Source organism: Streptomyces sp. NPDC048278, assembly GCF_040652195.1.
Taxonomy (GTDB): Bacteria; Actinomycetota; Actinomycetes; order Streptomycetales; family Streptomycetaceae; genus Streptomyces.
This window is the reverse complement of record NZ_JBEZLP010000036.1, coordinates 44,745-61,545: the sequence shown is the minus strand read 5'-3', so window position 1 is coordinate 61,545 and position 16,801 is coordinate 44,745. Positions and strand designations below refer to the sequence as shown.

Genomic DNA, 16,801 nt, shown 5'->3' with positions numbered 1-16,801 from the left:
TGGCGTGGGGAGCGTCGTGGCCTCGGGGGTCAGTCGAGGCCCATGGCCTGTGCCCAGACCGTGTACGGGACGTTGTCGGTGCCGGATCCGGCGATTCCCTCGAGCGGCAGCGGCTCCAGGGACTTGTTCAGATCGATGCGGTACACGACGACCGACGTCGTCACCTTGGAGAGCGTGCCGGTGTACCAGGCGGCGGTGTCCTTGCCGCCCGCGTAGGTGCTGCCGGCCTTGCCGGCCGCCGTGGCGGTGGCCGCGGCGGTCGGATGGGTCAGCCGGAACGACTCGGTGAGCGCCTGCTCGACGTCCTCGGCCACGTCGTCGCGGACCGCGCGGGCCGGCTGGGGGGTGTCCAGGTGGACCCGGCGGCCGTTGCGGGTGATCTTGGAGACCGAGTACGGCTCGGTGTGGTCGCCGCCGGCCGCGAACGTGGCGTACCCGCTCGCCATCCGGATCGCGCTCGGTGTGGAGCTGCCGATGGACAGGGCGGGCACCTGGGGGCCCATGCTGTCGGAGAGCAGCCCGGAGGCCACCGCGGTGGCGCGCACCTTGTCGAGTCCGGTGTCCATGCCGAGTTGCATGAACGGGGTGTTCACCGACTGGGCGAGGGCGTTGGCGAGGCTGATCTGCCCGTACGATCTGTCGTCGTCGTTCTTGGCGTAGACCTTATGGCCGCCGCGGTCCCAGTACGGTCCGTCGAGTGTGGTGACCGGGACCTTGTCGTCGCCGTCGTAGAGGGTCTCGGGCAGGACGTCGGTGGCGGCTGCGCCGCGTTCCTTGTGGACGCCGTTCTGCAGTCCGGCCGCGTAGACGAAGGGCAGGAAGGCGGTGCCGGCCGGGACGGTGGTGGCGTTGGACTCGTTGTAGCCCTGGGTCCGGTGGTCGGGTCCGCCGTAGACGGCGACGATCCGTCCGTCGGTCGCGACCGAGGCGGCGCCGTAGTGGGCGGCGGCGGCGTTCTTGGGGTCGCTCGCCTTGGCCTCCTTGCGGGCCTTGGTCACGGCCGTGGTGAGGGTGCTTTCCTTCTTCCGGTCGAAGGTCGTGTAGATCTGGTATCCGCCGAGGTCGAAGTCCTTGTCCGAGATGTGGGCGGACTTCTTGGCGTACTGCTGGGCCAGTTCCACCAGGTAGTCGCTCTGGCTACCGGTGTCGTACACCTTGTTGGTCGCGATCGGCTCGGGGAACTTCGTGTACTTGGCGCGCTCGGCCGGCGACAGCTTGCCGATCTTGACCATGCGGTCCAGGATCCAGGACCAGCGCTCCACCGCCCGCTTGTGGTTGGCCTTGCTGAGCGTCGGGTCGTAGAGTCCGGCGCCCTTGAGCAGCGAGGCGAGCACGGCGGCCTGACTGACGTTGAGGCGGCTGACGTCCTTGCCGTAGTAGGCCTGGGAGGCGCGCTGGATGCCGTAGGTGCCCCGGCCGAACCAGCTGGTGTTGAGGTAGCCCTCGAGGATCTGGTCCTTGCTCATCTTGTTGTCGAGCTTGAGGGAGATCATCGCCTCGGTGAACTTGCGGCTGATGGTCTGGTTCTGCGTCAGGTAGACGTTCTTCACGTACTGCTGGGTGATGGTGGAGCCGCCCTCGGTGTCCCCCTCGCCGACCGTGCGGTAGAGGGCCCGGGCGATGCCTTTCATCGAGATGCCGGGGTCGGTGTAGAAGCTCTCGTTCTCCGCCGCGAGCACCGCCCAGCGCACGTCCACGGGTATGTCCTTGAGCGGCATGTCCTGCCGCTGCACCCAGCCGGTCCGGGCCATCGGCGTCCCGTCGGACCAGAAGTAGACGTTGTCCTGCTGGGTGGCGTACGTGTTCAGGTTCGACGGTATGTCCGTCGCCGCGTAGGCGACCACGAGGAACATCCCGGTCAGCCCGATACCGCCCAGCCAGGCACCCAGCCACTGCCGCCAGGACGGCATCCAGCGCCGCCAGCCGGTCCGGCCGGGCCGCGGGTACCGCGGACGCAGCTTGCGCGCGTACGGCGCCAGTGGCGCGAGTCGGGGCCCCACGAGAGCCCGGAACCCCGCCACCGCCTCCAGCACGCGTTCACGCGGCGTCGGGCGGGCGCTGCGGCGCCGCTCGGCACGGCCACCGGAGGCCGTCGGCTCCGGCTCGGGCTGCCGCTGTTCGGGCACCCGGATCTGCATCGTGACGTCCGCCCGCAGGGCGTCCACCTTCAGCAGCAGGGTCTCGTCGTGCACCGGAAGGTCCGGCTTGTTCCGCCGGGCGCCCTCCCGGGGCTCCGGGATGCCCCCCTTGCTCTCGCCCGCCTTCGCGGCGTCGGCGTCCGCGGCCCGCAGGGCGTGCAGCTCGTTCCACAGAGCCTCCGCCTTCTGCCGTGCGACCTCCTGTGCACGCTGAGCGTCGTCGCCCTTCTGCCACAGAGCATGCTCCGCGCGTAGGCCGTCGACCTTCAGGTGCAGCGTCGCGTCCGGCTCGAACGGCTTTCGATCCCGGGATCCGGCCTGGTCATGGCCCTCCTCCGGGTCGCCCGTCCGCTCCGTAGCGTCCGTCACGACTGCGTCTCCCCTCGCACTCGGTCTTGCGCGCGCGGGTAGACACGACGGGTGGCAGCGCCGCGGTGGGCGCGGCGCTACGAGCCCCCCTCTTCCCCCGGTCTTTCGGCTCCTCGCGGCCAGCTCAAATTATCAGCGATCTTTTCAATATCTCCGCACAAGTATCGGACAGAAAGGAACACTCATGAAATTCTGAGGTGCAGTGATGCCCATCACTCCCGCATCGCTGCCGCTAGCCTGTCCCTCATGCCCCGCTACGAGTACCGCTGCCGCACCTGCGGCGACACATTCGAACTGTCCCGCCCCATGGCCGAGTCATCGGCACCGGCAGCATGCCCGGAGGGACATCAGGACACGGTAAAGCTCCTGTCGACCGTGGCGGTCGGGGGTACGGCGTCCGCGTCCGCCGGCGGCTCGGCCGCCGTCTCCGGCTCCGGCGGGGGCTGTTGCGGCGGCGGCTGCTGCGGCTAGCCCGCCGAGGCCTCGGCCGCCAGGCCTCGCATCACGTGTTCGAGGAGCGCCAGGAGCACGCGCTTGACCGACTCACGGTCCCTGGCGTCGCAGAGCACGAGCGGTACCTCGCGCGGGAGGTCGAGCGCCGCGCGGATGTCCTCGGGGTCCTCGTCGCACATGCCGTCGAAGCAGTTGACGCCGACGGCGAAGGGGATGCCGCGGTGCTCGAAGAAGTCGACGGAGGGGAAGCAGCTGTCCAGTCGCCGGGTGTCGGCCAGGACGACGGCTCCGAGGGCGCCGCGGGACAGGTCGTCCCACATGAACCAGAACCGGTCCTGTCCGGGTGCCCCGAAGAGGTAGACGACGAGGGCCGTGCTCAGGGTGATGCGGCCGAAGTCCATGGCGACGGTCGTGGTGGTCTTGCGCTCCACGCCGGCCAGGTCGTCCACGCCCACGCTCGCCTCGGTGATCAGTTCCTCGGTGCGCAGGGGCTCCGTCTCGCTGATGGTGCCGACGAGCGTGGTCTTCCCGACGCCGAAGCCGCCGGCGATGAGGATCTTGGCCGTCGCCGCGTCGGGCGAGACCGCGGTGAGGTCAGAGTCTTCGTATGCCATCGATCACTGCCTGAAGGAAGCGGGCGTCGGGGGTACCGGCCGCCGGGGGTGCGGAAACGGAGACGAGTGCGGTGTCGAGCAGGTCGCCCAGCAGGATGCGTACGACCGAGACGGGCAGGTCGAGGCAGGCCGCGGCCTCCACCAGCGCCGTCGGCCTGCGGCACAGCGCGAGCAGCCGGTGCTGTTCGGGCTGGAGCCGCTGGGCACGGGTGGGCGGCCGGACGGTGCTGATCAGCGCGATCAGGTCGACGTCGGCGCGGGCGGAACGGGTACGGCCGCCGGTCACGGTGTAGGGGCGGATGAGGCGGCCGGGGTCGTCCTCGGCCCACGGGTCTTCCTCGGACCAGTGCCTCATTCATGCTCCCCCGTATGTGGGCCGCCGGTGTACTGGGGAAAACGGGGAGCGGCGCTGAGGTACTGGCCGACCTGCCGTACCAGCATCGTCATCTCGTAGCCGACGTTGCCGACGTCCACCTCCGAGGTGGCGAGCACCGCGAGCCGGGCGCCGCCCCCGGCCGTGGTGACGAACAGGAACAGGTCGTCCATCTCGATCACCGTCTGCTGGACCCGTCCGCCGCCGAAGTGGCGGCTGGTGCCCTGGGCCAGGGAGTGGACGCCCGAGGCGATGGCCGCGAGCTGCTCGGCGTCGGCCCTGGCGAGTCCGGCCGAGGAACCGACCAGCAGACCGTCCTCCGAGAGCACGATCGCGTGCCGGGTCTCCGGGATGCGGTCGATCAGGTTGTCCAGAAGCCAGGACAGACCTTCGCGCGCGGTGTTCGTTCGTGTCATGGGGTGGTGTTCCTTGTCGGACTGGTGCGGGTGGGCAACGGGCGCTGGTGGGACGGGGGCAGGGGCCAGTCCGGTGCGGGCACCTCGTCCTGGGCGCGGGCTCGCCGGGTGCCGTCCCGGAGCGCCGCGAGCATCGAGCGGGCCTGTTCCGGGCGGCGCTCCTCCGCCGCCCGTCCCGGGCCGTGGTCCGGCTGTTCCTCGTGCCGCTCGCGAAGCTGGGGAGCGAGGTTGGCCAGCCGGACCCGGCGCGGGAGCCGGCTCGGGCCACCGGTGCGCGACGGGCCCGCCGCGGCCGTGCCGGACCGGTTGACGCCGGGCGGGGTCATGCCGGGCGGGGTCGCGCCGGGCGGGGCCTGCGTCCACACCCGGGCGGAGGCCCCAGCCGGGGCCGGAGCGGAGGGAGGAGCCGGGGCCGGAGCGGGGGCAGGACCCGGGGCCGGGGCCGGGGTCACCGTGCGGGTCCGCCTCGGCATGCCGGCGATCGTCGACCCTTCCGGCGGCGCACTGTCGACCGAGGCCAGATGGCGTTCCGCCCGCGGGTCCAGCGTCATCGGCGGGAGGTCGGCGGCCGGCTCCGTCAGGCTGTGCGGCAGGATGACGACGGCCAGCGATCCGCCGTACGACGACGGCTGCAGGCTGGCCCTGATGCCGTGCCGCTTGGCGAGATGGCCGACGGTGAACAGCCCCAGACGTGGGTCCTCGCCCAGCGAGGTGATGCTGAAGTCCTTGGGTTCGTGCAGCAGGACGTTGGCGGCCTCGTACTCCTCCTGCGCCAGCCCCAGGCCGCGGTCCTCCACCTCGACGGCGTATCCCTGGGCCACCGGCAGGGCGCGGACCCGGACTTCGGTGTGCGGGGGCGAGAACGTCACGCCGTTCTCGATGAGTTCCGCCATCAGGTGGATGGTGTCGCCGACCGCCGGGCCGGCCACGGCGATCGCCGGCATCGGCTCGACCACCACCCTCGTGTAGCCCTCGATCTCGGACACCGCGCTGCGCAGCAGGTCCGCGAGGGACACGGCCTGCTTCCAGCGGCGCCGGGGGGCCGAACCGGACAGGACCGTCAGGCTCTCCGCGTTGCGGCGCATCCGGGTGGCCAGGTGGTCGACGCGGTAGAGGTCGGCGAGGAGCTGGGGGTCCTGCTCCTTGCGCTCCATGCCGTCGATGACCGTGAGCTGCCGGTGCACCAGGATCTGGATGCGCCGGGACATGTTGAGGAACACCGTCCGGGCGCCCTCGCGCAGCTCGGCCTGTTCCAGGGCGACGCTCACCGCGATCCGCTGGGCGCTGTTGAAGGCCTCCGCGACCTTGCCCAGTTCGTCGGCACCGTAGTCGAGTTCGGGCAGGTCGTCGGGGCCGACGTGTTTGCTGTCGGTGCGCAGTCCGTCGATCAGTTCGGGGAGCCGTTCCTGGGCCAGATCGAGGGTCGCCTCGCGCAGGGCGGTCATGCGCCCGATGAGCGACCGCGTGATGCGCCAGGACAGCACGGCGACCGCGAACACGGCGAGCAGCGCGAGGGCGCTGCCGACCATGACCCGGTCCCGCAGCTCGGCGTTGCGGTCCACGTTGTTCTGGGTGACCTGGGCCAGGTACTGGTTCTCCATGCCCTGGACCTCGGTGAAGACGCGGCCGGGCGCGGCGGCGCGGGCGGCCGTGAGGCGGGGCACCTCGATGGTGTCGCCGCCGCCCTCGGCCGCCGTGGGAAGAGCCGCCTCGAAGGCGTTCAGCTCGGCCCAGTCGCGGCCGTCCATGGTCTTCTCCAGCCCCCGCCGCAGCTCGGCCGGCAGATAGGGAGCGACCTCGTTGGTGAGGATGGAGCCGCGAACGGCGGCCTCGGCGGCCAGAGTCGTCCGCTCCTCGACGCTCAGCCGACCGCCGGCCACGGCCGCGTCCAGGACGGCACGCTCCCCCGCGAGCGCCTCGGCCGCCCGCAGGAACGACAGGGCGTGCGCGGCCTCCGCCGCCGTGGCCCCGCTGCCGTTGTCGGTGCTCAGCGTCCCGAAGAGGTTCAGCACCGACTGGATCGTCTCCGAGTACACGTCGTAGGCGTGCCGCCGGTCGGTCTTCCCGCGGTCGACGGCGGCTCGTTCCGAGGTCAGGGCGTCCAGCCGCTTCCGCACGGTCGCCAACTGGTCCTGGTACTCGGCCGATCCCGCACGGGCGGAGGCCGCGTCCGCCGTGCGGAAGGCGGCGAGGACGCGGTCGGTGCGGGCGCGCTGGGCGGCCAGCGCGGCTCGCTGACCGTTGCCGTGCGGCGAGAGCAGGAGCACCGTCAGCTGCCGTTCCTTCTGGAACTCGCCGACTCCCGGTACCAGCGCGTACGTCGTCTTCGCCGCGTCCCCGACGTGGCCGGCCTGACGCCATTGGTCGAACAGCACGGCCGAACCGCTGAACCAGAGCAGGACCATCGCCACCGCCGGAACCAGCGCGAGCGAGATCAACGAGGTACGGATGCTGCGGCCCGGGCCGGTGTTCGGCCTCGTCCGTACGGCCTTCCCCCGGTGCCTGCTCACTTCGCCCGCCTGCGGAAGGCGGAGCGGAGGCGGAAGCGGTCTGCGGCATGGAGCTGGAACACCGGGGGCTTTCCTTTCCGGAAGGGAGGCGCGCACGGCGTCGCGGGCATGACGAACATGCCGACGGAGGCCGGGAATCGAGTGGAGCGCGGAGGGACGTCACGGGCGGGTCGTCCGCCCCGTCAGGCGGCTGAGGTAAGCATGAAACCGACCATGCGGAGCACGGTCAAGCTGGTGCACAAGTACGTTGTGACGACCGTTTAGGACAGTCAGTACACTACGCGCGTAGACACTTCTGACGCCCCCTCATGCGGAATCTCTCCCTCACTGTTGCGTCCCGACTGATTACGCATGGTGAGGCAGGGAATCCGACACCCACGCGCGTCGACAAAGAGGGCCCCACCGCCCCTGGAGGCCGCATCCACCGCCCTCACTGCGTGTGGCGCAGATCACAATCCACAGGAGAGCCGAAAGCCCTTTCCCTCTCCTCCACCAACCAGCCACATCTCTTCGGTCGACGTCACGGCGATTCAGTCGAGAAGATTGGGGCGCTCGGTCGAAAAGACCGGCCGGTACCGCCGGGGCGTGAAACGCACAACGCCACGCCTACCGAGGCGCACACTCGGGCGCCGGTCGACGTGGCATTGGCGGAGGCCCCCTTCGACGCGGTCCTCGACGCCGATCCCGGGTCGGCCGAGGCACGAGGCGGGCCGAGGGCCTGCGGCGAAGGTCCCTGGGGCCTGTCCGACCGTTCCCGTCTGCCTCACGACGCCATGCACGCACTCGCGCCGCACCTGACGCCGCGAGGCCCCGCGAGGCCGCCCTCCGGGCGACGACGGGAATGGTCGGACAGGCGCTAGCCCGCCGTGCGGACCGCCTTCAGGAACTCCCGCAGGATTCGCTCACCGGCGAGCGCCCCTCGCTCCGGCAGCGCCGTGATGGCAGGCCCGGTCCACCCGGCGTCGGCCAACTCGCCGTGTCCCGGCCGCCAGCCGCGGTCCGCAGCCAGCAGCAGGTCGGCGTCGAGCAGGGAGTCACCGGCGGCCAGCGTCAGCTCGGCCCCGGTCCGGCGTGCGACCTCCCGCATGGCCGCGCTCTTCGTCAGCGGCTTCGGCACCGCGTAGATCTTCCGGCCCTGCAACGACACCGTCCAGCCGCGGTTCTCCGCCCACACCGCGAGGCTCTTCACCCACTCCTCGGGCAGCAGCTCCCGCTCCACCACCAGGTAGGCGAACAGGTCCTCGGCGACCCGGAGCTTGCGCAGCCACAGCGGATCGGCGTGCTCGGCCAGATACGCCCGTACCTCCTCCAGCGGCGCGCACTCGTCGGCCAGCCGCGCCAGCACCCGTCCGTGCCAGTCCGCGTCGGACACCCCGTCGACCAGCAGATGCCCGCCGTTGGCACAGATCGCGTACCGCGGCGCGGGCCCCGGCAGGTTGATCCGCTCGTACTGCTTGCGGGTCCGCGTGGTCGTCGGCACGAAGACGGCCGCGTCCCCCAGCTCGGTCAGCAACTGCGCGGCCGTCTCCGTCAGGTACGACAGCGGCCTGGCCTCGTGCACCTCGACGCAGAGCAGCCGGGGCGCCCGCGCGTCCGGCATGGTCAGCGCCAGGGCACCGGCCGAGTAGATGAGCGTACGGTCGAGGTCGCTCGCGACGAGCACCGCCATCAGACGTTCACCGCCCGGCCGTCGGCGCCGGTCGCGCCCCGCGTGTACTTCGGGTGGATCAACCCGACACAGGTGTACGGCAGTTCGCCGATCTCCTCCACCGGTACCCCTCTCTGCTCCGCGAGCAGCCGCACATGGTCCAGGTCGGCGCCCGCCCCGGCCCGCGCCAGGATCTTCCAGGGCACCCGGCGCAGCAGCACCCGGGTGGTCTCGCCGACGCCCGGCTTGACGAGGTTCACGTCGTGGATGCCGTACTCCTCGCTGATCCGCTCGACGGCCGCCCAGCCCTCCCAGGTCGGCGTGCGGTCGGTGACGGCCAGCTCCTTCACGGCCGCGTCCACGGACTCGGCCACCTCGGCGAACCGCGCCACGACGGCGTCCAGGAAGGCCACCGACACGTCGGCGCCGGCCAGTTCACGGTAGAACTTCGCGCCGTGGAAGTCGTCGGGACCGACCAGGTCCGCGCGCAGCACGGTCCGCGAGATCAGCCCGGAGACGGTCGAGTTGAGGCAGGCGGAGGGGATCAGGAAGTCCTCCCGGGTGCCGTAGGTCCGTACGCACGACCCCGGGTCGGCGAGTACCGCGATCTCCGGATCGAAGCCGCTCACGCCCTCCCGCGCCTGGAACTCCTCGATCGCGTCGGCGAGTTCCCGGGTGATCGCGCCCTTCCCCGTCCACCCGTCGACGAAGACGACGTCCCGCGGGTCGTGGTGCGCGGCCAGCCAGCGCAGCGCGTTGGCGTCGATGCCCCGGCCGCGCACGATCGACACCGCGTAGTGCGGCAGGTCGAGGCCGTACCGGAACTGCGCCCAGCGGCGCATCAGCACACCCACCGGGGTGCCGGCCCGGGCCAGCGACACGAGCACCGGGCGGGGTGACCGCTCGGCCAGCACGGTCTCGGTGACGACGCCGACCGCCTGCGCGATCCGGGCCGCCGAGGTCTCCAGGGCGGCGTGGAACAGCGCCTGGTACCGGTCGCTCGGCTGGTACTCCACCGGCAGCGACTCGGCGTAGTGCGCGCCGCCGCTCTGGATCGCCTCCTCGCGCTCCTCGGTCGGCGCCTCCAGCGTGACGTCCGAGAGGTCCTGGAGCAGCCAGCCGACGTCCTCCGCCGGGTACGAGGAGAAGGCGGGGCCGCGGAGGGGCTCGGGCAGCATGGCGGGGCTCTCTTCGGGTAGCGCGGGGACGTACGACGGTACAACCGCGAGCAGGACGTGCGGGGCATGCGCGCCGAGCCGGGCCAGCAGGCCGTCGGGGGCGTGCAGTTCGGGGGTGTCGCCCGCCGAGTCGACGAACAGGACGACGGCGTCGAAGCCGGCGCCCGCCACGTTGTACGCGTAGCGCTCGCCGGGGCCGTCGGCGGGGTTGTCGTGGGCCGGGAAGACGAGGCGGCTGCGGATGGCGTAGCCGGGGTCGTCGACGGCCAGGACGGGTGAGCGGGTGGTGGTGGAGTACCGCACCTCGGCGGGGACCAGGGCCTCCAGCTCGCGGGCGACCCTGAGGGGGGTATACATCAGCTCTTCGAAGCCGAGCGTGAGCACCCGGCGGGCGTCGGGGGGCAGGGCTTCGGCGACCCGGGCCGCCATCAGGGGGAGAGCCGATTCGAGGCGTATGCGGTGGGCCGGGGTGAAGCCGTGCCGCCCGCCGTCGGGGAGGCCGGGCGGCCAGTGCAGGTCGATGCGGGTGGGGTGGAGGTGGGGGGTGGTGCGGTCGTCGGTCGACTGCGGACCGGTGGGGGCTGGTCGCGCAGTTCCCCGCGCCCCTGGGTGGGTGGACTTGAAGTCGGCTTCAAGGGCAACGCCCTCAAGGGGCGCGGGGAACTGCGCGACCGGCCCCGGCGCTGCCGCAGACGACGAATCACCCGACGCGGCACTCTCTTCGTACCGCGCCACCAGCTCCTGCCCCTTCTCCAACACCCCCTCCGGCAGCCGCACCGTCCCCGACGCCGCCGCCACCAGGTCCACCCGCGCGCCGATCTCCTCGGCGAACGCCGTCAGCCGACCCGCGTCCGCCGCCGACCGCATATCGACCAACGCCACCACGACGTAACGTTTCCGCGGATAACGGGCGTGCAGGTCCCTGATCGTGTTCAGGACCGTGTTGCCGGTGGAGAACTCGTCGTCGACGAGGACCAGCGGGCCGTCGCCGGAGAGCAGGGCGGGGTCCTCGGGGAGCAGCAGGTGGGACGTCGCGTGGGAGTGGGACTCCTCGAAGCCGCCGGCCGGGGTCACCCCGGCGACCGGCCGGCGCGTGGAGTGGAGATACGGGGCGAGGCCGAGGCCGTCGGCCACCGCGTGCCCGAGGCCCGTGGCCGTCTCGGCGTAGCCCAGGACGACCGCCTGCCCGGCCTCCGACTCGCCGAGCAGGTCCCGTGCCCGCCGGCCGAGGGCGAAGCCGTGCCCGTACACCACGGACGGCGACTGCGGTACGTGTTTGCCGAGCACGTTGGAGACGAGGAGGTGGGCCCGTCTGGGGTTGCGGCGCAGGGCGAGGCCCAGGAGGGCCGTCAGGCCGTCGTCGCCGACGAGTTCGACGCCGAGCCGCTCGGCGACCCAGCTGCCGGACCAGACCCCGTTGTTCGCTGCGATGTTCATGGGTTCCCTGTGTCGTCCCGTAGCGTCCGTCAAGCCGGTATCCCGGCGGCGAGCAGCTCCACGAAGCCGACGTCCTCGTTGGCCACGCCGAACACCTCGGCGCGGAGCATGGTCCGCTCGGCCCAGGCGCGGTGCGGCTTCACCTCGTTCATCTTGTTCGTGTAGGCCGAGCGAAGTACACCCCCGCCGCCGCGTTCCGGCCGCAGGATGTCCTGGGCGTCGGAGAACTCCTCGTGACTGACGACGGACAGCGCGTGCACGGGGATGACGTGGGACGGGTGGATGCAGGTCTTTCCGAGCAGCCCGTTGGCCTGGTCGAGGGAGATCTCCCGCAGCAGGCCGTCCATGGCGTGCTCGATGAGCCGGTTGCGCAGTTCCACGGCCTGCTCCTCCAGGAAGGGGCTGGTCCGCAGCATCGGCTTGAACATGCGCTCGGGGACCCGGAAGTACTCCCAGACCGGCCCGGTCACCGTGAAGCCGGTGCCGTCGGCCCGGCCCAGCATGTTCACCACGTCGGCGATGACGGAGGCGATGATCTGCACGTCGTAGGCGGTCATGTCGGGGGCCCGGCGCAGCCCGTAGGACGAGCAGAAGTCGGTCACCCCGAGGCGCAGCGCCAGCACCTTGTCGCGGTACTTGTCGACGGCGCGGGCGATGCCCTCCAGGGCGTCCACGCGCGTCTCCCGGTACATCAGCTCGGGCGTCTCCAGGACCGGCATGCCGAACAGGCGGCGACCGCTGCTCACCGTGGCGCCGTCCAGGGCCTGCAGGAAGGGGATGCCGCGCTCCTCGGTGAACTTCGGGAACACGAATCCCGACAGCAGCGACACGTCCGCGCCCAGCCGTCGTACCAGGTCGGAGATCTGCTCGGGCTCCCGCACCCGGATGAAGAGCAGCGGGAGCTCCGTGCCGGCCCGCGCCCGCCCGGCGAGGTCGGCGAACTGCCGGACGAGGTTCTCCTCGCCGGCCACCACGTCCTCGTCGCCGATGGAGTCCTCCAGGCACAGCACCATCGAGACCACGCCGAGTGCCGCCTGTTTGACGATGTCGTCGGCGAGCCGCGGCCGGGTGGCCGGGCTGTACAGCGTGGCACCCAGGGCCGCGGAGAGCAGCCGGGCCGGGGAGTCGGCGGTGAACTCGCACGGCTCCTGGTGGAAGAGGCGCTGCCGCACCTCAGGTGCGATGTGCCCGAAATGACGCATAGAACTCCCCCGTGGCGTGGGCCTAGCCTGTGGAATTGGTAAAGGGTGGCCGGTAATAGTACGTACAAAGCCATGTCCGGGGTTCCCGCCGGGCATGAATTTCAGGTAACCCGCCTGTGTCGGTCGCGAAGCCCCCCGCGTTGTCGTGACCAGGACCGAGAGGGCAGGATGACCGCATGACGCACGCGATGCTGAAGGGGTCCAACGTCCCCGTGGAAGCCACCACGGTCCGGGCCGTGCTGCGCTGGACGCCCGGGCAGGGGGTTCCGGACGTCGACGCCTCGGCGCTGCTCCTCGGCCCCGACGGACGTGTGCGCTCCGACGAGGACTTCGTCTTCTACAACCAGCCCCGGCATCCTTCCGGGAAGGTCTGGCGGCTCGGCAAGAAACGGGTGGCCGAGGGCCTCACCGACACGATCCAGACAGATCTCCCCGCTGTCGAGTCCAACGTCGGCCGAATCCTCCTGGTCGCGTCGGCGGACGGCGTCCCGTTCGAACACGTACCCGCCCTGCGCATCCTGCTGTACGACGCCGCGGCGCCGGACGCCGAACCGCTGGCCCACTTCGACATCAAGCCGGAGACCGGCGCCGAGACCGCCATGATCTGCGGCGAGCTGTACCGCAGGGGCGAGGGCTGGAAGTTCCGCGCGCTCGGCGAGGGCTACAGCAACGGCCTCAAGGGCCTGGCCACGGACTTCGGCATCTCGGTGGACGAGTCCGAGCCGATGGAGGAGCCCTCGGCGTCCCTGCCGCTCCCGCCCGAGCAGCCGACCTCGGTCCCCACCCAGCCGGCCTACGGCTACCCGCAGCCGGCCACCTACGCCTACCCGCAGCCCGCCTACACCCAGCAACAGCCCCAGTCGGGCTACGGCTACCCCCCGCCGGCCCCGATCCCGGTGGCGACGGTCCCGAACGCGGACTTCCGGCTGCCTCCGCAGGGCCCGCAGTTCATCGGGCGCTGAGGATGCCGACCTGCTTCCCGACTAACGCCCCGCCGTCTTGTATCCCCGCCCCCACTGCAGCCCCCACCCGTACAACCGGTCCAGCTCCCCCTGGAACCCGTACACGAACTTCACCTCGCGCCGGACGACCAGCTCGCCCTTCACGTTCTCGATCATCACCACCGCGCAGGAGCGGGCCTGCGGATGCCGTTCGTCGAGGCCGATCTCGATGCGCGGTCCGTTGCTCGGGTAGAGCGTGACGATGGCGTGGGTGCGGTCGAACGCCGGCGTCTGGTCGTAGATGTACACGAACACCAGCAGCCGCCTGATGTCCTCACGGTGGTCGAGGTTGACGTACATCGTCTCGCCGGACGCCGAACCGAACCGGTCGTCGCCGCTGAGCTTGACGTACGGCGGTGCGTTCACGTCCCCGAGCAGGCCGCCCAGCGGCTGGACGACGCCCTTCGTCCCGTCGGACAGCTCGTACAGCGCCCCGAGGTCGAGGTCGACGTTGACCATGCTCTGGCCGTGCCCGATCACGTCCGGCGGCCTGAGCGCCTTGAAGGGGTGCCGGAAGAGGCTCTCCCGCTGCTCCCCGTCGAAGTCGGACGTCCGCATCCGCCAGCTCAGGTTGATCCGCAGGTTGCCGGTGGCCGCGCCCTGCTTGGTGAGGGACACCTGCTGGTGCCGTTTGGTGAGCTCTATGGAGTTGGACGCGGCGCTGCCCGAGTCGAACTCGGCCGCCTTCCCGCCCAGCAGACCGTCGAAGAAACCCATTCCCGCCCCCAGTAGCTCCCGTCAACGCCTCAGGGCGGCCGACCCGGTCGGCCGCCCTGAACAGAGCGTTCCTCGTGGAGGAGGGTGTCACACCCTCCGTTTCCGGCCTGGTGAGCCGGTTCAGACCCCGGACGCGACCTCAGCCTTGTCGTCCGAGCCCGCTTTTCCCTCGGCTTCCGCGAGCCGCTGGTTGCGTCGTACGGAGGACCAGAACGACCAGCCGATCAGGACGACGCCGACGAGACCGGTGATGACCTCGTTGATCTGGTACTGGATGGTGACCATCAGGATCACGGCCAGCGCGCCGATCGCGTAGTGGGCGCCGTGCTCCAGGTAGACGTAGTCGTCCAGGGTGCCCTGGCGGACCAGGTACACGGTGAGCGAACGGACGTACATCGCGCCGATGCCGAGGCCGAGGGCCATGAGGACGATGTCGTTGGTGATGGCGAAGGCGCCGATCACGCCGTCGAAGGAGAAGGACGCGTCCAGGACCTCCAGGTAGAGGAACATGAAGAACGCGGCCTGGCCGGCCAGCAGGACCGGCGACTTCTTCTTGCCGGAGCGCTCGGCCTCTTCCTCCTCCTCGTGCTCGCGTTCCTCCTCGGCTTCGAGGCGGTCCTCGAAGAACCCGGAGAGACCACCGACGATCATGTACGTGATCAGGCCGGCGATGCCGGCGATCAGGACCGTCTGCGCCTTGTCGGTGTGGCCGCCGCCGTGCTGGTGGGCGTGGGTGGCGAAGGTGAAGGCGGTGACCAGCAGGACGATCAGGGCGATGCAGACCGCCAGCATGTCGACCTTGCCGAGCTTGGCGAGCGGGCGCTCGATCCAGCGCAGCCACTGGATGTCGCGGTCCTCGAAGATGAAGTCGAGGAAGATCATCAGCAGGAACATGCCACCGAAGGCGGCGATCGCCGGGTGGGCGTCGGTGACCAGTTCCTGGTAGCGGTCCTTGTTGTTGAGCGCGAGGTCGACGGCCTCGATGGGGCCCATCTTGGCGGTGACCGCGACGATGACGACCGGGAAGACCAGTCGCATGCCGAAGACCGCGATGAGGACGCCGACCGTGAGGAAGATCTTCTGCCAGAAGGCGTTCATCTTCTTCAGGATTCCGGCGTTGACGACCGCGTTGTCGAACGACAGGGAGATCTCGAGGACGGCGAGGATGGCCACGATGCCGAAGGCCTCCCACCCCCCGTAGAAGACCGCGGCGACCAGGCCGAGCGCGGTGATCGCGAACGACCAGCCGAAGGTTTTCAGAAGCACTGGCTACCCAATCTTGTGTGTACGGGTCTCGCTCGCGCCGTACTCGGCTTTACCTACTGTTGACCACGAAGTGTAGAGGGCTCCGGTGTCCTTCGGGTGGGGCGGTCCCTACATCCGGACGGAGAACGTGCTAGGAGACGTTCACACCGAAGTCGAGCGCGATGCCGCGCAGGCCCGAGGCGTAGCCCTGGCCGACGGCGCGGAACTTCCACTCGCCCTGGTAGCGGTAGAGCTCGCCGAAGATCATGGCGGTCTCGGTGGAGGCGTCCTCGGACAGGTCGTAGCGGGCGAGCTCCTGGCCGTCGGCCTGGTTGACGACCCGGATGAAGGCGTTGGAGACCTGGCCGAAGGTCTGGCCGCGCTCGTCGGCCATGTGGATCGAGACCGGGAACACGATCTTGTCGCAGGTGTCCGGCACCTTGGGCAGGTCGACCAGAATCGATTCGTCGTCGCCCTCGCCCTCGCCGGTGAGGTTGTCGCCGGTGTGCTCCACGGAGCCCTCGGGGCTCTTGAGCTGGTTGTAGAAGACGAACCACTCGTCGCCGAGGACCCGCCCGCCCTGGCACAGCAGCGCGCTGGCGTCCAGGTCGAAGGGGGCGCCGGTGGTGGAGCGGGCGTCCCAGCCGAGTCCGATCATGACGTTGGTGAGGTTCGGTGCGGCCTTCGAGAGGGAGACATTGCCCCCCTTGGCGAGCGTGACGCCCATGATGCTGGTCCTCCCCTAGCGGTGTTTCTCCGGTTGTCCTGCACGTCCGGCGCCGACCGTAAACGGTGCGGCGCCGGACAGAGCGGACTTTCGAACGCCCCGGGGGCGCTCACCTGGCTCAGACGTTGACGCCGAAGTCCTGGGCGATGCCGCGCAGGCCGGAGGCGTAGCCCTGGCCGATGGCACGGAACTTCCACTCGGCGCCGTTGCGGTAGAGCTCGCCGAAGACCATCGCGGTCTCGGTCGAGGCGTCCTCGGACAGGTCGTAGCGGGCGATCTCGGCACCGCCGGCCTGGTTGACCACGCGGATGAACGCGTTGCGGACCTGGCCGAAGGACTGCTGGCGGTTGTCGGCGTCGTAGATCGACACCGGGAAGACGATCTTGTCGACGTCGGCGGGGACCGTGGCCAGGTTGACCTTGATCACCTCGTCGTCGCCCTCGCCCTCACCGGTGAGGTTGTCACCGGTGTGCTCCACGGAGCCGTCGGGGCTCTTGAGGTTGTTGAAGAAGACGAAGTTCTGGTCGCTGGCGACCTTGCCCGCCGTGTTCAGCAGCAGCGCACTGGCGTCGAGGTCGAAGTCGGTGCCGGTGGTGGTCCTCACGTCCCAGCCCAGACCGACGAGGACCGCGGTCATGCCGGGGGCCTCCTTCGTCAGCGAAACGTTGCCGCCCTTGCTGAGGCTGACTCCCACGAGTCCTCCCATGTGTGTCAAGGGGCGGGGAGCCCCGTCGTGCTTCGGATACCGGATCAACGACTCGATCCTAGTGACG

At 70.4% G+C, this 16,801-nt stretch carries 14 protein-coding genes; 2 read left to right on the top strand and 12 right to left on the bottom strand.

The genetic code is table 11. From position 1 onward, the window contains the following. Positions 1 to 29 precede the first annotated feature (29 nt). Positions 30 to 2,138 carry a transglycosylase domain-containing protein gene (locus AB0D74_RS40855; protein ID WP_362598923.1) on the bottom strand — a complete coding sequence of 703 codons (2,109 nt, stop codon included), beginning with the start codon at positions 2,136 to 2,138 and terminating at the stop codon, positions 30 to 32. Between the two features lie 615 nt (positions 2,139 to 2,753). Here AB0D74_RS40855 and AB0D74_RS40850 point away from each other — a divergent pair. After that, positions 2,754 to 2,978 (top strand): zinc ribbon domain-containing protein, encoded by a 225-nt coding sequence (locus tag AB0D74_RS40850; protein WP_362598806.1) that lies wholly within the window; start codon positions 2,754 to 2,756, stop codon positions 2,976 to 2,978. Here AB0D74_RS40850 and AB0D74_RS40845 read toward each other — a convergent pair. The 7 genes from AB0D74_RS40845 to AB0D74_RS40815 all read right to left on the bottom strand — a co-directional run bounded on the left by AB0D74_RS40845 (position 2,975) and on the right by AB0D74_RS40815 (position 12,338). Continuing rightward, positions 2,975 to 3,574 (bottom strand): ATP/GTP-binding protein, encoded by a 600-nt coding sequence (locus AB0D74_RS40845; RefSeq protein WP_362598803.1) that lies wholly within the window; start codon positions 3,572 to 3,574, stop codon positions 2,975 to 2,977. The two genes, AB0D74_RS40850 and AB0D74_RS40845, sit on opposite strands and share 4 nt — an antisense overlap. Next, complete coding sequence (locus tag AB0D74_RS40840) at positions 3,555 to 3,929, bottom strand: DUF742 domain-containing protein (RefSeq protein ID WP_362598800.1); 375 nt, start codon at positions 3,927 to 3,929, stop codon at positions 3,555 to 3,557. The genes AB0D74_RS40845 and AB0D74_RS40840 overlap by 20 nt, the downstream gene beginning before the upstream one ends. After that, complete coding sequence (locus AB0D74_RS40835) at positions 3,926 to 4,363, bottom strand: roadblock/LC7 domain-containing protein (protein ID WP_362598797.1); 438 nt, start codon at positions 4,361 to 4,363, stop codon at positions 3,926 to 3,928. The genes AB0D74_RS40840 and AB0D74_RS40835 overlap by 4 nt, the downstream gene beginning before the upstream one ends. Further along, the gene (locus tag AB0D74_RS40830) at positions 4,360 to 6,873 is read right to left on the bottom strand and encodes a nitrate- and nitrite sensing domain-containing protein (RefSeq protein ID WP_362598794.1); all 2,514 of its coding nucleotides are present in this window, start codon (positions 6,871 to 6,873) and stop codon (positions 4,360 to 4,362) included. Before AB0D74_RS40830 ends, AB0D74_RS40835 begins: the two co-directional genes overlap by 4 nt. 856 nt (positions 6,874 to 7,729) lie before the next feature. Then, positions 7,730 to 8,542 carry an HAD family hydrolase gene (locus AB0D74_RS40825; protein WP_362598791.1) on the bottom strand — a complete coding sequence of 271 codons (813 nt, stop codon included), beginning with the start codon at positions 8,540 to 8,542 and terminating at the stop codon, positions 7,730 to 7,732. Continuing rightward, positions 8,542 to 11,136 (bottom strand): phosphoribosyltransferase, encoded by a 2,595-nt coding sequence (locus AB0D74_RS40820; RefSeq protein ID WP_362598788.1) that lies wholly within the window; start codon positions 11,134 to 11,136, stop codon positions 8,542 to 8,544. Before AB0D74_RS40820 ends, AB0D74_RS40825 begins: the two co-directional genes overlap by 1 nt. Positions 11,137 to 11,165: 29 nt before the next feature. Then, the gene (locus AB0D74_RS40815; RefSeq protein WP_362598785.1) at positions 11,166 to 12,338 is read right to left on the bottom strand and encodes an HpcH/HpaI aldolase/citrate lyase family protein; all 1,173 of its coding nucleotides are present in this window, start codon (positions 12,336 to 12,338) and stop codon (positions 11,166 to 11,168) included. A 176-nt stretch (positions 12,339 to 12,514) separates the two neighbouring features. Here AB0D74_RS40815 and AB0D74_RS40810 point away from each other — a divergent pair, with 176 nt between their 5' ends. Beyond that, entirely contained in the window at positions 12,515 to 13,300 is a 786-nt protein-coding gene (locus tag AB0D74_RS40810) for a TerD family protein (RefSeq protein ID WP_362598782.1), read from the top strand. A 21-nt stretch (positions 13,301 to 13,321) separates the two neighbouring features. On the opposite strand, the gene AB0D74_RS40805 is transcribed toward AB0D74_RS40810, so the two are convergent. The 4 genes from AB0D74_RS40805 to AB0D74_RS40790 all read right to left on the bottom strand — a co-directional run bounded on the left by AB0D74_RS40805 (position 13,322) and on the right by AB0D74_RS40790 (position 16,722). Next, the gene (locus tag AB0D74_RS40805; protein WP_362598779.1) at positions 13,322 to 14,056 is read right to left on the bottom strand and encodes a Tellurium resistance; all 735 of its coding nucleotides are present in this window, start codon (positions 14,054 to 14,056) and stop codon (positions 13,322 to 13,324) included. A gap of 120 nt (positions 14,057 to 14,176) precedes the next feature. After that, positions 14,177 to 15,322 (bottom strand): DUF475 domain-containing protein, encoded by a 1,146-nt coding sequence (locus AB0D74_RS40800; RefSeq protein WP_362598776.1) that lies wholly within the window; start codon positions 15,320 to 15,322, stop codon positions 14,177 to 14,179. Positions 15,323 to 15,452: 130 nt separating this feature from the next. After that, positions 15,453 to 16,028, bottom strand: a complete 576-nt coding sequence (locus tag AB0D74_RS40795; RefSeq protein WP_293997730.1) for a TerD family protein — start codon at positions 16,026 to 16,028, stop codon at positions 15,453 to 15,455. Between the two features lie 118 nt (positions 16,029 to 16,146). Then, on the bottom strand, positions 16,147 to 16,722 hold the full coding sequence (locus AB0D74_RS40790; RefSeq protein ID WP_362598772.1) for a TerD family protein: 576 nt from the start codon (positions 16,720 to 16,722) through the stop codon (positions 16,147 to 16,149). Between the last annotated feature and the right edge of the window lie 79 nt (positions 16,723 to 16,801).

Bases quoted from the DNA above. Each gene is read 5' to 3' on its own strand.
- AB0D74_RS40855 (WP_362598923.1), bottom strand. From the start codon at position 2,138: ATGCAGATCCGGGTGCCCGAACAGCGGCAGCCCGAGCCGGAGCCGACG.
- AB0D74_RS40850 (WP_362598806.1), top strand. From the start codon at position 2,754: ATGCCCCGCTACGAGTACCGCTGCCGCACCTGCGGCGACACATTCGAA.
- AB0D74_RS40845 (WP_362598803.1), bottom strand. From the start codon at position 3,574: ATGGCATACGAAGACTCTGACCTCACCGCGGTCTCGCCCGACGCGGCG.
- AB0D74_RS40840 (WP_362598800.1), bottom strand. From the start codon at position 3,929: ATGAGGCACTGGTCCGAGGAAGACCCGTGGGCCGAGGACGACCCCGGC.
- AB0D74_RS40835 (WP_362598797.1), bottom strand. From the start codon at position 4,363: ATGACACGAACGAACACCGCGCGCGAAGGTCTGTCCTGGCTTCTGGAC.
- AB0D74_RS40825 (WP_362598791.1), bottom strand. From the start codon at position 8,542: ATGGCGGTGCTCGTCGCGAGCGACCTCGACCGTACGCTCATCTACTCG.
- AB0D74_RS40820 (WP_362598788.1), bottom strand. From the start codon at position 11,136: ATGAACATCGCAGCGAACAACGGGGTCTGGTCCGGCAGCTGGGTCGCC.
- AB0D74_RS40815 (WP_362598785.1), bottom strand. From the start codon at position 12,338: ATGCGTCATTTCGGGCACATCGCACCTGAGGTGCGGCAGCGCCTCTTC.
- AB0D74_RS40810 (WP_362598782.1), top strand. From the start codon at position 12,515: ATGACGCACGCGATGCTGAAGGGGTCCAACGTCCCCGTGGAAGCCACC.
- AB0D74_RS40805 (WP_362598779.1), bottom strand. From the start codon at position 14,056: ATGGGTTTCTTCGACGGTCTGCTGGGCGGGAAGGCGGCCGAGTTCGAC.
- AB0D74_RS40795 (WP_293997730.1), bottom strand. From the start codon at position 16,028: ATGGGCGTCACGCTCGCCAAGGGGGGCAATGTCTCCCTCTCGAAGGCC.